General features: G+C 72.9%; 18 protein-coding genes and 1 tRNA gene. 5 read left to right on the top strand and 14 right to left on the bottom strand.

Annotated features, from left to right (window positions below):
• Nucleotides 1-22: 22 nt before the first annotated feature.
• From bcp to IE331_RS04200, 3 genes are all read left to right on the top strand, one after another.
• Nucleotides 23-517, top strand: coding sequence for a thioredoxin-dependent thiol peroxidase (bcp, locus tag IE331_RS04210; RefSeq protein ID WP_318646761.1), 495 nt, complete (start codon nucleotides 23-25; stop codon nucleotides 515-517).
• 24 nt (nucleotides 518-541) lie between these two features.
• A tRNA-Leu gene (locus IE331_RS04205) sits at nucleotides 542-623 on the top strand.
• Between the two features lie 25 nt (nucleotides 624-648).
• Complete coding sequence (locus IE331_RS04200) at nucleotides 649-1,824, top strand: MFS transporter (protein WP_192140770.1); 1,176 nt, start codon at nucleotides 649-651, stop codon at nucleotides 1,822-1,824.
• Nucleotides 1,825-1,827: 3 nt separating this feature from the next.
• On the opposite strand, the gene rdgB is transcribed toward IE331_RS04200, so the two are convergent.
• The 14 genes from rdgB to clpS form a co-directional block, all read right to left on the bottom strand.
• Complete coding sequence (rdgB, locus tag IE331_RS04195; protein WP_201931042.1) at nucleotides 1,828-2,460, bottom strand: RdgB/HAM1 family non-canonical purine NTP pyrophosphatase; 633 nt, start codon at nucleotides 2,458-2,460, stop codon at nucleotides 1,828-1,830.
• Nucleotides 2,453-3,160 (bottom strand): ribonuclease PH, encoded by a 708-nt coding sequence (gene rph / locus IE331_RS04190; RefSeq protein ID WP_192140768.1) that lies wholly within the window; start codon nucleotides 3,158-3,160, stop codon nucleotides 2,453-2,455. The genes rdgB and rph overlap by 8 nt, the downstream gene beginning before the upstream one ends.
• 16 nt (nucleotides 3,161-3,176) lie before the next feature.
• Complete coding sequence (locus IE331_RS04185; protein WP_192140766.1) at nucleotides 3,177-3,344, bottom strand: hypothetical protein; 168 nt, start codon at nucleotides 3,342-3,344, stop codon at nucleotides 3,177-3,179.
• Nucleotides 3,345-3,435: 91 nt separating this feature from the next.
• Entirely contained in the window at nucleotides 3,436-4,239 is an 804-nt protein-coding gene (locus IE331_RS04180; RefSeq protein ID WP_192140764.1) for an ABC transporter permease, read from the bottom strand.
• Nucleotides 4,236-5,141, bottom strand: coding sequence for an ABC transporter ATP-binding protein (locus IE331_RS04175; RefSeq protein ID WP_192140763.1), 906 nt, complete (start codon nucleotides 5,139-5,141; stop codon nucleotides 4,236-4,238). Before IE331_RS04175 ends, IE331_RS04180 begins: the two co-directional genes overlap by 4 nt.
• 100 nt (nucleotides 5,142-5,241) lie before the next feature.
• Complete coding sequence (locus IE331_RS04170; RefSeq protein WP_192140761.1) at nucleotides 5,242-6,024, bottom strand: MBL fold metallo-hydrolase; 783 nt, start codon at nucleotides 6,022-6,024, stop codon at nucleotides 5,242-5,244.
• On the bottom strand, nucleotides 6,021-6,821 hold the full coding sequence (gene murI / locus IE331_RS04165) for a glutamate racemase (protein ID WP_192140759.1): 801 nt from the start codon (nucleotides 6,819-6,821) through the stop codon (nucleotides 6,021-6,023). The genes IE331_RS04170 and murI overlap by 4 nt, the downstream gene beginning before the upstream one ends.
• A 105-nt stretch (nucleotides 6,822-6,926) precedes the next feature.
• Nucleotides 6,927-7,910: a hypothetical protein gene (locus IE331_RS04160; RefSeq protein ID WP_201931033.1), complete on the bottom strand. Its 984-nt coding sequence runs from the start codon at nucleotides 7,908-7,910 to the stop codon at nucleotides 6,927-6,929.
• A gap of 104 nt (nucleotides 7,911-8,014) precedes the next feature.
• Nucleotides 8,015-8,962 (bottom strand): PLP-dependent cysteine synthase family protein, encoded by a 948-nt coding sequence (locus IE331_RS04155; protein WP_192140757.1) that lies wholly within the window; start codon nucleotides 8,960-8,962, stop codon nucleotides 8,015-8,017.
• Nucleotides 8,963-8,975: 13 nt separating this feature from the next.
• Entirely contained in the window at nucleotides 8,976-9,536 is a 561-nt protein-coding gene (locus IE331_RS04150) for an NYN domain-containing protein (protein WP_192140755.1), read from the bottom strand.
• Nucleotides 9,537-9,555: 19 nt separating this feature from the next.
• Nucleotides 9,556-9,837 carry a MoaD/ThiS family protein gene (locus IE331_RS04145; protein ID WP_192140753.1) on the bottom strand — a complete coding sequence of 94 codons (282 nt, stop codon included), beginning with the start codon at nucleotides 9,835-9,837 and terminating at the stop codon, nucleotides 9,556-9,558.
• A 13-nt stretch (nucleotides 9,838-9,850) separates the two neighbouring features.
• Nucleotides 9,851-10,294, bottom strand: a complete 444-nt coding sequence (locus IE331_RS04140) for a Mov34/MPN/PAD-1 family protein (RefSeq protein WP_192140751.1) — start codon at nucleotides 10,292-10,294, stop codon at nucleotides 9,851-9,853.
• A 33-nt stretch (nucleotides 10,295-10,327) separates the two neighbouring features.
• On the bottom strand, nucleotides 10,328-10,915 hold the full coding sequence (locus tag IE331_RS04135; RefSeq protein WP_192140749.1) for a DUF2017 domain-containing protein: 588 nt from the start codon (nucleotides 10,913-10,915) through the stop codon (nucleotides 10,328-10,330).
• The gene (clpS, locus tag IE331_RS04130) at nucleotides 10,912-11,208 is read right to left on the bottom strand and encodes an ATP-dependent Clp protease adapter ClpS (RefSeq protein WP_318646760.1); all 297 of its coding nucleotides are present in this window, start codon (nucleotides 11,206-11,208) and stop codon (nucleotides 10,912-10,914) included. The genes IE331_RS04135 and clpS overlap by 4 nt, the downstream gene beginning before the upstream one ends.
• Before the next feature lie 26 nt (nucleotides 11,209-11,234).
• Between clpS and IE331_RS04125 the strand changes: the two genes are divergently transcribed.
• Both IE331_RS04125 and IE331_RS04120 read left to right on the top strand, forming a co-directional pair.
• Nucleotides 11,235-12,536 carry a nicotinate phosphoribosyltransferase gene (locus IE331_RS04125; protein ID WP_192140745.1) on the top strand — a complete coding sequence of 434 codons (1,302 nt, stop codon included), beginning with the start codon at nucleotides 11,235-11,237 and terminating at the stop codon, nucleotides 12,534-12,536.
• Nucleotides 12,537-12,573: 37 nt separating this feature from the next.
• Nucleotides 12,574-13,146, top strand: a complete 573-nt coding sequence (locus tag IE331_RS04120; protein WP_192140743.1) for an isochorismatase family protein — start codon at nucleotides 12,574-12,576, stop codon at nucleotides 13,144-13,146.
• The last annotated feature ends 3 nt before the right edge of the window (nucleotides 13,147-13,149 follow it).

Here is a 13,149-nt window from a genome sequence, read left to right as displayed (position 1 = left end):
AAAATCGAAGGAGGCCTCTCCCGTGAGCGAGACGCCCGCACCCCAGCCGCCCGCCCGCCTCTCCCCCGGCCAGCTGGCCCCCGACTTCACGCTGCCCACCGACACCGGTCAGCACGTGAGCCTCTCGGACCTGCGTGGCCGCAAGGTCATCGTCTACTTCTACCCGGCGGCGATGACCCCGGGCTGCACCACGCAGGCGTGCGACTTCACCGAGTCGCTGGAGTCCCTGCGCGGCGCCGGCTACGAGGTGCTCGGCATCTCGCCCGACGCCCCCGCGAAGCTGGCGAAGTTCCGCGAGCGCGACGGCCTCGGGATCACGCTGCTCTCCGACGAGGACCGGACCGTGATGACGGCCTACGGCGCCTACGGCGAGAAGAAGCTCTACGGCAAGGTCGTCACCGGGGTGATCCGCTCCACGATCGTCGTCGACGAGGAGGGCGCCGTGCACCTGGCCCACTACAACGTGAAGGCGACCGGGCACGTGGCGAAGCTGCGCCGCGACCTCGGCTTGGAGTGAGCCCGGCCTAGACTTCTCGACCGGGCCGGAGTGGTGGAACTGGCAGACACGCAGGTTTTAGGTACCTGTGCCTTCGGGCGTGGGGGTTCGAGTCCCCCCTCCGGCACGGAGCGGGCGTAGAGTCCCAGGGCATGGTCGAGGCCTCGCCTGCCAGGCTGTTCTCGCCGGCGTTCGTGGCGCTGACGCTCGCGGACCTGGCCTACTTCACCGCCGCCGGGATCCTCCTGGCCCTGACCCCGCTGTTCGTGACCGGACCGCTCTCGTCGGGGAAGGCGGCGGTCGGCGTCGCCATGGGCGCGTTCAGCGTGACCACCGTGCTGCTCCGGCCGTGGACCGGGCGGTGGGCCGACGAGCGGGGCCGACGCTCCCTGCTGGTGGGCGGCGCGCTCATGTTCACCGTCGTCGTGGCCGGCCACCTCGCCGTCACCGGGCTGGTCTGGCTGGTGGTGCTCCGGATGCTCCTGGGGGCCGCCGAGGCACTGTTCTTCGTGGCCGCCTTCGCCACCCTGGCCGACCTCGCACCGCCCGGCCGGACCGGTGCCGCGCTGAGCTTCAACTCGCTCGCCCTGTACGCCGGCGTGGCCCTCGGGCCGGTCGTCGCTCAGGTGCTGCTGCGGGTCGGGGGCTTCACGGCCGGCTGGCTGGGCGCGGTCGGCTTCGCGGCGGCGGCGACCGCGCTCGCGACCAGGGTCCCGGAGACGCTCGACCGGAGGTCGGAGGACGGCGCGCGGCACAGCCTGGTGCACCGTCCGGCGCTGCTGCCGGGGCTGGCCCTGTTCACCGGGGTGGCGGCCATGTCCGGCTTCTTCGCGTTCGCGGTGCTGCGCGCCCAGCAGGTCGGGATCGAGCGGTGGAGCGTGGTGCTGCTGCTGTTCGGGACCGTCATCGTGCTCTGCCGGATCGTCTTCGCCGACCTGCCCGACCGGGTCCCGCCGGTCGGCCTGGCAGCCTCCGCCCTGGCGGTCCTGGCGGGCGGGGCGGCGCTGCTCGCCCTGGTCCCCACCGCGTCCGGTCTGCTGGTCGGCAGTGCCGTGGCGGCGGTCGGCGTCGCCTTCCTCACCCCGGCGATCTTCGCGGCCGTGTTCGCCAGCACCGGATCGTCGGAGCGCGGCGCCGCATCCGGCACGCTCAGCGTGTTCATCGACCTCGGGCTGGGCGGAGGCCCGGTGCTGGTCGGGTTCGTGGCCGCCGGCTACGGGATCGGCGGCGGTCTGGTGGCCGCGGCCGCGCTCGCCGGCCTCGGCGCGGTGCTGCTGGCGGTCCGGGCGCTGGCTCCGGGCGCGACCCCGCGCGAGCGGTCGGCCTGACGGTCAGCCGGCGTCCAGGGCCGCGACGACCACCGGGGCCACCTCCTGCAGCGCCTTCCCCCGGTGCGAGATCGCGTCCTTCTCGCCGGCGGGCAGCTCGGCCGTCGTGACGTCGTACCCGTCGGCCACGAACAGCACGTCGTAGCCGAAGCCACCGGCGCCGCGGGGGCTGCGGACCAGGTGCCCGTCCATCCGCCCGAGCACGACGTGCTCGCCGGCCGCTCCGGCGCCGGGAAGGCAGAAGGCGACGGCACAGACGAAGTGGGCCCCGCGCCGCTCGTCCGGCACGTCCTCGAGCTGGGCGAGCAGCAGGGCGTTGTTCCGGTCGTCGGAGCGCGGTGGTCCGGCCCACCGGGCCGAGAGCACGCCGGGCATCCCGTTCAGCGCGTCGACGCACAGGCCGGAGTCGTCGGCCACCGACGGCAGCCCGGTCGCGGCGACCGCGGCCCGCGCCTTCAGCAGCGCGTTGCCCTCGAACGTCGGCTGGTCCTCGACCGGCTCGGCGTACTCCACGACGTCCTCCAGGCCGAGCACCCGCACGCCCGGTGCCATCGGCGCCAGGATCCGCTGCATCTCCGCCACCTTCTTGGCGTTGCGGGACGCCAGCAGCACCGTGTGCCGCGGGGCCTCAGGCACCGGCCCGCGCCTCCTGCTGGAGCCGGGTCAGGTCGGCGCAGCCCTTCTCGGCGAGGACCAGGAGGGCATCGAGCTCGCTGCGCGAGAACGCCGCCCCCTCGGCGGTGCCCTGGACCTCGACGAACGAGCCCTCGCCGGTCATCACGACGTTCATGTCCGTCTCGGCCCGCACGTCCTCCTCGTAGGGGAGGTCCAGCCGGGGCGTGCCGTCGATGATGCCCACCGAGACCGCGGCGACGGAGCCGGTGAGCGCGGCGGGGACCTGCAGGTGCGCGACCGCGTCGGCGAGGGCCACATAGGCGCCGGTGATCGCGGCGGTGCGGGTGCCGCCGTCGGCCTGGAGCACATCGCAGTCGATGACGATGGTGTTCTCGCCCAGGGCCCGGTAGTCGATGACCGCCCGGAGCGACCGGCCGACCAGCCGGGAGATCTCGTGGGTGCGGCCGCCGACCCGGCCCTTGACCGACTCGCGGTCGGACCGGGTGTTGGTCGAGGCCGGGAGCATCGCGTACTCCGCGGTGACCCAGCCCAGGCCGGAGCCCTTGCGCCAGCGCGGGACGCCCTCGGAGGCGGAGGCGGCGCACAGCACCCGGGTGCGCCCGAACTCCACGAGGACCGACCCGGCGGGGTGGTCGAGCCAGTTGCGGGTGATCGTGATGGGGCGGAGCTCGTCGTCGGCCCGGCCGTCTGCGCGCGTCATGGCGCCGACCCTAGCCTCAGGCCGCGCCGTCCTCCCAGTCGCCCGTGAGCAGCCCGGCCGAGCGCAGCCGGTCGTCGGTGACGGGCGGCGACGGGTGCTGCGCGCGCTGCGCGAGCAGGTGGGCGACGAGGTCGGTCTCGTCCAGGCGGTACGGGTCGTGACGGTCCAGGTCGGTGCGACGCACGGCGTCTCCTCTCGGGCAGAAGCCACCAGTAGACGCGTCGCGGGCCGCCTCCGCCAAGCCGATCCGGCCGATTGTGAGCAAGCCCACGGCGTCACTTCACCTCGGCCCGCAGCACCCGCCACAGGCCCACCGCGAACGGCAGCACGATCCAGATCAGCGTGACCACGAGCACCTGCGCCCACTGCTCCCCGGTCAGGTCGACCCCGGCGGCGAGCGGGCCCTGCGCCGTGCCGATGTCGACCCAGGGGGCCGCGTCCCGCATCGCGGTCCAGAGGTTGGCGACGATCGAGAACGCGATCGGGAGCACGAAGTAGGCCACGATCGCGCCCGCCGAGTTCAGCAGCACCATGCCGAAAGCCAGCCCCTGCACCAGGCCGCTGACCTGGAGGATCGCTAAGTTGCCGAAGTCGTCGGCGCCGATGTTCTCCCAGGCCCCGTCCTGACCGCCGATCACAGTCGCCAGCGCGGCGAGCGCGACCGCCACGACGATCGCGGCCAGGCCGATCAGGAGCGCCGCGGCCACCTTGGCCCAGAGCACGCGGGGCCGGGACGGCTCCAGGGCGAACGTCGTGAGCGCGGTCCGCTGACCCCACTCGCTGGTCACGAGCAGGATGCCGAGCACCGGCAGCAGCAGCCCCTGCGGGGTCGCGGTGATCCCGATGAAGTTGATGAAGACCCGGTCGGACTCGTCGGCGGCGAGGAAGAAGATCGTGATGATCGCCGCGGTGATCAGCACGATCGAGACCAGCAGCCAGAAGCCGGCCCGGGTGTCGGCCATCTTGCGCAGCTCCACGCGCACCAGCCGGGTGAACGGGATCCTCCTGGAGTCCGAGAGGTCCAGGGAGCCGAGGGGCGCCGCGCCGGGTGCGGCGCCGGGAGTGGGGGTCGCGGTCATCGGACCGCTCCTTCCGTGAGGTCGTCGCGCTGCGCGTCGGCGGTGAGCTCGAGGAAGAGGTCCTCGAGACCACCGTCGGTCGGGCGGAGCTCGACGAGGGTGAGCTGGTGGTCCCGGGCGGCCCGGCCGACGGCGACCGCCTCCGAGTCGGCCAGGAGGCCCTTGCCCTGGGGGGCGAAGGCGATGCCGGAGTCGGTGAGCGCCGTCCCCAGCCGGTCGTTGTCGGTGGCCCGGACGAAGGTCCCGACGTCCTGCAGCAGCGACTCCGGCGTGCCCTGGGCGACGATCCGGCCGCGCCCGATCATCACGATGTCGTCGGCGATCAGCTGCACCTCGTTGAGCAGGTGGCTGGAGAGCAGGACGGTCCCGCCGCGCTCGGCGTACCCCTTGAGCAGGCCCCGCATCCACCGGATGCCGGCGGGGTCCAGGCCGTTGGCCGGCTCGTCGAGGATCAGCACCTGTGGGTCCCCGAGCAGGGCGTGGGCGATGCCGAGCCGCTGCCGCATGCCGAGGGAGTAGTTCCGCACCCGACGACCGGCCTCCTCGTCGCTGAGCGAGACCAGGCCGAGCATCTCGTCCACCCGCGACGACGGAAGGCCCATCGTGCGGGCGCCGACCGTCAGGACCTCGCGGCCGGTGCGGCCCGCGTGCTGGGCCGAGGCGTCCAGCAGGACCCCGACGTGCCGGCCCGGGTTGGGGATCGCCGCGTAGTCGTGGCCGCCGACCCGCACCCGGCCGCGGGTGGCCCGCGTGAGTCCGACCATGACCCGCATCGTGGTGGTCTTCCCGGCGCCGTTCGGGCCGAGGAAGCCGGTCACCCGGCCCGGCTCGGCGGTGAACGTGATGTCGTCGACGGCGGTGAACGCGCCGTACTTCCGGGTCAGTCCCTCCACGGTGATCATGGCTGCCAGTCAAGCGCAGGTCCCGCCCCGGATGCCAGCGGGTTCGGAGCTGACACGGGGCTGACACGGGGCCGGTTCAGCGGGCGGTTCAGGGGTCGGCTCAGACCTCGTGCACGTCGCCGGTCCGGGCCAGGGCCAGGGGGCCGTCCCACACGGCGCGGGCCTCGTCGTAGGCGACCTCCGGGTCGTGCCACGGCGGCACGTGGGTGAGCACCAGCCGGTCGGCCCCGGCCTTGACCGCCAGCTCGCCGACGTCGCGGCCGGTCAGGTGCAGGTCCTCCGGGTTGTCCTCGCCCTCGCAGAACGCCGCCTCGGCGAGCAGCAGGTCGGCACCCTGGGCCGCCCGCTCCAGACCGTCGCAGGGTCCGCAGTCGCCGGTGTAGACGAGCAGTCGCCCGGCCGCCTCGACCCGCAGGGAGTACGCCGGGACGGGGTGCACCACGGGGACCGCCTCGACCCGGAACGGGCCGAACTCGACCATGGCGCCCGGCCCGGCGGGGTAGGTGCGGAAGTCGAACTCCTCGGTCATGCCCGGGGACGGCGGCAGGTCGTAGGAGCGCGCCATCCGCTCCGCCGTGCCGTCCGGGCCCCAGACCGGGATCCGCGGCTGGTGCCCCGTGGGGTGGTACTTGCGGAGCACGTAGTAGCCGCACAGGTCCAGGCAGTGGTCCGCGTGAAGGTGCGAGAGGAACACCCCGTCGATCGCCAGCGGGTCGGCGAACCGGTGCAGGGTGCCGATGGCGCCGCTGCCCAGGTCGAGCAGGATCCGCCAGGTCCGCGGCTCCCCCGCCTCGTCGACGCCCTCTGCCTCGACGAGGTAGCAGCTGGCCGGGGAGTGCGGCCCGGGGTAGGAGCCCGAGCAGCCGACGATCGTGACCCTCACGCCAGGCCTCCCGCGAACTGGCCGGCGACGTGCAGCTCCGGCCCGAGGAACCGGCGGCCGATCTGCTCGAAGTCGTCGGGACGGCCGGTGGTGAGGAAGGCGTGGTCCGGCTCGCCCTCGGTGCGGACCAGGTCGTGCCGCACGAGCAGCTTGTAGAGGTCCTTCGCACACTCCTCGGCGCTGCTGACCAGCGTCACCGCGTCGCCCATCACGTAGGAGATCACGCCGGTGAGCAGCGGGTAGTGGGTGCAGCCGAGGACCAGCGTGTCGATGCCCTCGTCGAGCAGCGGGTCGAGGTACTCGTGGGCGGCGGCCAGCAGCTCCTCGCCCGAGGTCACCCCGCGCTCGACGAACTCCACGAACCGCGGGCAGGCGCGCGTGTGCAGGGTGACGTGCGGGGCCGCGGCGAAGGCGTCGTCGTAGGCCATCGACTGGGCGGTGGCGCGAGTGCAGATGACCCCGATCCGGCCGTTCCGGCTGGCCGCCACGGCTCGCCTCGTCGCCGGGTAGATCACCTCGACCACCGGGACGTCGTACCGCTCCCGGGCGTCGCGGAGCATGGCCGCGCTGGCGCTGTTGCAGGCGATGACGAGCGCCTTCACGCCGTGGTCGACGAGGTGGTCGAGGCACTCGAGGGCGTACTCGCGGACCTCCGAGATCGGCTTCGGCCCGTAGGGCTGCCGGGCGGTGTCCCCGAGGTAGCGGATCGACTCGTGGGGCAGCTGGTCGATCACCGAGCGGGCCACGGTGAGTCCACCGAAGCCCGAGTCGAAGATCCCGATAGGTCGTTCCGCCATGATCGGACCAATGTAGACCGGGTCCTCCCGCGCTGGCCCGCGATAGCGACCGAGATCACCCCGTGTGTCGGCCGGCCACGGCGTGACCGTGGTGTCTTCGGGCCGTCAGTTGGCCCGCAGCGACCACGATGTCGACTCCAGGGCGCATGCCGGCCCGCATCGCCGCGGCGCTCCGGCCCATCCGCCGCGTCGCAGGAGCACGACGAGATGAGCAGCGGTCCGGCACGGACGGTCGAACACCTGACCCCAGGAGAGCCGGACCCCCTGCCGCCCGTCGACGACGGACTCGAGGTCACGGTCGAAGTCGGAGTCGCGTTGACCGGCCGAGTCGTGGAACAGCCGTCCGTCCAGCTCCACGACCAGCCCGAACCGTTCGTATTCGACATCCCTGGCGATCGGCCCCCGCCCGCCTCGCCCGGGCGACTGGCGGCGTGGACGCGGCAATCCATGAGCCCGCTCCACTCTCGTGGCGAAGCCGTGCTCGAGCACGGAGCAGGTGCCCTCGGCGATGTCGGCCAGCACGCCGGTGAGCCAGACCCGGTTCCGCAACCGCGGACGCGTCCGCGACCGGGACAGGATCCGGTCGGCCGTGGTGCGTCGGGACTGGCACACGTCGGCGAGCAGCGCCACAGCCGTGAACTCGTCCGGAGCCTGCTCGACAACGTCGAGCACGGCGTCCTCGAGCCTGACCCTGGGCGGGCCGGCGTTGCCCAGGACCCGCCCAGCCAGCCCTCGGGTGCGGTGCACCTGGTAGCCGGAAGGGGCGATCCGCTTGCGGCCCGTGGCCACGGCGATGTGGATGGGGCCGGAGTCGCGGTGCCGGCGCCACCCCGGCCCTACCGCGGCACGCACCGCGGACTCGTGGCTCAGCGCCGCCGGCGCGAAGAACAGCACGCCGGCCCAGGCACGCTGCGACCAGGTCGGCTCGCCCGTGTGGTCGACGTAGACACCGGGTAGCTGCCGCACGAGCAGACGTCGTCGGACCAGTCGGTCGATGTCGGACTTGGTGGCGCCGATCCGCTCGAGCTGGCTGCGGGACACGACGCCGCTCTGGTCGGCGCACAGCAGCCGGAGGGTCTCTGGATCCACCCCTCCAGCCTCGCCCCGACCGCGTCTCCTGGCGAGCGCACCGGCGCCGCCCTGTGGAGCACACCCCGCTCAGGTCGGGCCCCGGTCGGACTCAAGGGTCGGGCTCAGGCCCAGAGCTGACCCTCGAGCCGGTCCTCGGCGTCGTCGATCGTGCCCTCGTAGGCGCCGGTCGAGAGGTACTTCCACCCGCCGTCGCAGACCACGAAGGCGATGTCGGCACGCTCCCCCGCCTTGACCGCCTTCGCGGCCTGGCCGAGCGCGGCGTGCAGGATCGCGCCGGTGGAGATGCCGGCGAAGATGCCCTCGAGCTCGAGCAGCTCCCGGGTCCGGCGTACGGCGTCGCGGGGGCCCACCGAGAAGCGGGAGTCGATCAGCTCGGCGTCGTAGAGCTCCGGCACGAACCCCTCGTCGAGGTTGCGCAGCCCGTAGACCAGCTCGCCGTACCGCGGCTCGGCGGCGACGATCCGCACGTCGGGGCGCTGCGCGCGGAAGAACCGGGAGACGCCCATGAGCGTCCCGGTGGTGCCCAGGCCGGCCACGAAGTGGGTGATCTCCGGCAGGTCGGCGAGCAGCTCGGGACCGGTGCCCTCCTCGTGGGCGAGGGCGTTGGCGGCGTTGCCGTACTGGTAGAGCATCACCCAGTCCGGGTGCTCCTCGGCCACCTGCTTGGCCACCCGCACCGCCTCGTTTGAGCCGCCGGCCGCCGGGGAGGACACGATCTCCGCCCCCCACATGCGCAGCAGCTGGCGGCGCTCCTCGGAGGTGTTCTCCGGCATCACGCACACCAGCCGGTAGCCCTTGAGCGTGGCCGCCATCGCCAGCGAGATACCGGTGTTGCCCGACGTCGGCTCCAGGATCGTGCAGCCCGGGCGCAGCGTGCCGTCCTTCTCGGCCTGCTCGATCATCTTCAGGGCCGGCCGGTCCTTGATCGAGCCCGTGGGGTTGCGGTCCTCCAGCTTCGCCCAGAGCCGCACGTCGGGGGTCGGCGACAGCCGCGGCAGCCCCACCAGCGGAGTGCCGCCGACGGAGTCGAGCAGGTTGTCGTGGCGCATCGTGGTCAGCCGTTCAGTGGAGGAAGTGCTCGGGGTCGAAGTCGCTGAGGTCGATGATCCGGACCCGCGGCAACGGCACGTTGAACGCGGCGACGTCGTCCTCGAGGTCGAAGACCGGCATGTCGAGGGCCGTCAGGAGCCCCGAGGAGTACTCGCGCAGCGCCGCCAGCGCGACCCGGCGACCGGAGGCGATGAGCGGCTCGAGGTACGGCGCGAAGTCACCGTCGTGGCTGCACAGCACCACGTCGGCGTCCTCGTGGCCGGCGCTCAGCGCCTCGAGCGTGCGCTGGATGCCGACGTCCACGACCTTCTCGTCGTCGCCGCCCGACAACGGCACCGGGCGGTAGTCCATCGCCAGCAGCGCCGAGACGAAGCTGCTCGGCAGGTGGCCGCTGGAGGCGTTGAGGAAGAACAGTCCGGTGACCGGCTGGCCCCACGTGCTCTCGACGTAGGCCGTGAGCCGCTCCCAGCGGGGCCGCTCCTCGGGCAGGGGGCGGCGTCCGAGCAGGGAGTTGCCGAGGGTGGTGTCGATGTTCTCGCCGTCGACGAGGACGAAGGTACGGCGGCTGGTCACGGGCGAGCCGTCCGCGGCGTCAGCCACCGGCGACGGCAGGCAGCACCACGACCTGGTCGCCGTCGTCGAGCGTGGCCTCCAGGCCACCGATGAAGCGCACGTCCTCGTCGTTGATGTAGACGTTGACGAACCGGCGCAGGTCGCCGCCCTCGGAGTCGTCGACCAGCCGCTCGCGGATGCCGGGGTGGTTGGACTCCAGGTCCGCGATGAGCGCCGAGAGGGTGGCCCCCTCACCGCTCACGGCCTTCTCGCCGTCGGTGTAGGTGCGCAGGATGGTGGGGATCCGGACCTCGATGGCCATCAGTGACTGCTCCTCAGCTGGGACTCCGTGCGGGCAACTTCTCGACGAGGTCGACCTCTTCCTCGGTCACCTCGCCGTCGATGATTCTGTATGACCTGAACTCCACAGGGCCCTCGTTATTCCCGTGCTCGCGGGTGCTGACCAGCACGTAGTGGGCGCCGGGCTCGCTCGCCAGACCGATGTCGGTGCGGCTCGGGTAGGCCTCGGTGGCGGTGTGGGAGTGGTAGACCACGACCGGCTCCTCGTCGTTGGCCCACATCTCCTTGTACAGCGCGAGCAGCTCGGTGGAGTCGAACTCGTAGAAGGTCGGGCTGCCGGCCGCGTTGATCATCTCGACCAGCCGCTCCGGCCGGTCGGTGCCCTCGGGGCCGGCGACGATCCCGCAGGCCTCGTCGGGGTGGTCCCGACGGGCATGGGCGAGGATCGCCTCGTAGGTCGCTCGGTCGATGGTCAGCACGGGGCCCAGCCTAGGCGACGCGCGGGGCGCGGCTCAGCGGCCGACCAGCGCCTGGACGACGGTCTCCTGCAGGTAGCCGACCCACTCGTAGATGTCGTGCGCCTGGGCCCGCGGGTCGTCGTCGGGGAGCATCGCCCAGTACTCCTCGTCGTCCTCCTCGACGCCCAGCCGGGTGGCCAGCGCCAGCCGCAGGTCGGTGAACGAGCGCATCCAGACCTCCGCCGTCGGCTCGTCCAGCTCGACGTCGATCATCAGGCCGTCCTCGGTGAGCTCGGGCGGCAGCCCGGCCTCCTCGAGGCCGTCGATGATCGCCACCGCCGCCTGCGCCTTGCCGTCGCGCAGGGAGCCTTCGGTGAACCGCCGGAACTCCGCGGCCGCCTCCTCGTCCTCGAGGTACGCCGTGGGGAACAGCCGGGCCAGCACCGGGTCGTCGGGCTCGTTGGTGGGACCGGTGAAGTCCATCATCGCCTCGAACGGGTCCCGGGCGTCGTTGGGCACCGCGGCCTCGTTGCGCAGCAGCTCGACCAGCTGGCCGGCCAGGGAGCGCAGCAGCTCGGCCTCGAACCCGGTGAACGTGGCGATCACCCGCCCGCTGCGCCGGTGCCGGGTGAAGCCGTTCACGTCGCCTTCTCCATCGTCGCCCACAGGCCGTACTCGTGCATGGCCTGCACGTCGCGCTCCATCTCCTCGCGGGTCCCGTGCGAGACGGCCGACCGGCCGTCGTGGTGCACCTCGAGCATGAGCTTGTCCGCCTTGGCCTCGTCGTAGCCGAAGTACTTCTGGAAGACGAAGCTGACGTAGGACATGAGGTTCACCGGGTCGTTCCAGACGATCGTCACCCAGGGCCGGGCCACGGAGGTGACCTCGTCGGGTGTCAGGTCCGGATCGACCTCGACGGGGCTCGCTGCTGACACGCCCCCATCGTGGCACAGTACGCCGCGTGAGCCCGCCATCCGCCGCGTCCACCGCGCTGTCGACCGACCACTACGAGCTCACGATGCTGCAGGCCGCGATCGGCTCCGGCACCGCCGGGCGCCGGTCGGTCTTCGAGCTGTTCCCGCGTCGGCTGCCCGAGGGGCGTCGCTACGGCGTGGTGGCGGGCGTCGGCCGGGCCCTGGACGCGATCGAGGCGTTCCGCTTCGACGACGACGTGCTCGACTTCCTGCGCGAGCAGGAGGTCGTCGACGCGGCCACGCTGGAGAGGTTGGCCGGCTTCTCGTTCACCGGCGACATCTGGGGCTACCCCGAGGGCGAGGTCTACTTCCCCTACTCCCCGCTGCTGGTGGTCGAGGCGACGTTCGCCGAGGCGGTGCTGCTCGAGACCGTGCTGCTCTCGGTCTACAACCACGACTCGGCGATCGCGTCGGCGGCCTCGCGGATGACGATGGCGGCCGCCGGCCGGCCGTGCATCGAGATGGGCTCCCGGCGCACCCACGAGGAGGCGGCCACGGCCGCGGCCCGGGCGGCGTACGTCGCCGGGTTCGACGCCACCTCGAACCTGGCCGCCCGGCAGCGCTACGGCGTGCCCACCACCGGCACCTCCGCCCACTCGTTCACCCTGCTGCACGACACCGAGCGGGACGCCTTCACCGCGCAGGTGACCTCGCTCGGCGTGGGCACGACGCTCCTGGTCGACACCTACGACGTGGCCGAGGCGGTCCGGCTGGGCGTGGAGGTCGCCGGCCCGTCGCTGGGCGCGGTCCGCCTGGACTCCGGCGACCTCGGCGTGCTGGCGCACCAGGTCCGCCGCCAGCTCGACGACCTGGGTGCCACCGGGACCCGGATCGTGGTGACCAGCGACCTCGACGAGCACGCGATCGCGGCGCTGGCCTCGGCGCCGGTCGACGGGTACGGCGTGGGCACCCAGCTGGTCACCGGCAGCGGGCATCCGACCTGTGGCTTCGTCTACAAGCTGGTGGCCCGCGAGGGCGAGGCCGGCGCGATGGTCCCGGTGGCGAAGGCGAGCACCGACAAGGTGTCGTTCGGGGGCCGCAAGCACGCGCTGCGCCGCCTCGGTGCGGACGGGGTCGCCGAGGCCGAGGTGATCGGCGTCGACGTCCCGCCGCCCGACGACGGGAACGACCGTCCGCTGCTGGTCCCCCTGGTCGCCTCCGGGCGGGTCGTGGGCCGGGAGCCGCTCGAGGCGGCGCGGGACCGGCACGAGCGCTCCCGTGCCGAGCTGCCGCTGGCGGCGCAGATGCTGAGCCGCGGCGATCCGGTGCTGGAGACCGTGCGCCTCTGACTCGACCGGTCACGGCGGGGCCACTAGCCTCGGGCGCATGACCCGGGCACTGATCGTCGTGGACGTGCAGAACGACTTCTGCGAGGGCGGCTCGCTGGCCGTCGACGGCGGCGCGCAGGTCGCCCACGACATCGCGGAGCTCCTGCACCGCTGGACCGCGCGGGGTCCCGCCGCGCCGGACTACCGCCACGTGGTGGCCACCAAGGACCACCACATCGACCCCGGGGACCACTGGTCCGCCGACCCCGACTTCGTCCACTCCTGGCCGGTGCACTGCAAGGTCGGCACCGACGGGGAGGCGTTCCACCCCAACCTCGACCCCCAGCCGTTCGACGCGATCTTCCTCAAGGGCGAGCACGTGGCCGCCTACTCCGGCTTCGAGGGGCGGGAGGCGTCCGGGGCCTCGCTCGCGGACTGGCTGCGGGAGCGGGGGGTCACCGAGGTCGACGTGTGCGGCTTGGCCACCGACTACTGCGTGCGGGCCACCGCGCTGGACGCCGTCGCGGCGGGGTTCGCGACCCGCCTGCTCCCGCACCTGTGCGCCGGGGTCGCGGAGGGGTCCACGCGCGGCGCCCTGGCCGAGATGTCGGAGGCGGGCATCCGCACCTGAGCG

Source organism: Nocardioides donggukensis (assembly GCF_014842875.1).
GTDB classification, from domain to species: domain Bacteria; phylum Actinomycetota; class Actinomycetes; order Propionibacteriales; family Nocardioidaceae; genus Nocardioides; species Nocardioides donggukensis.
Note: the sequence above shows the minus strand (reverse complement) of the source record. Positions and strands in the feature narration are given on the sequence as shown.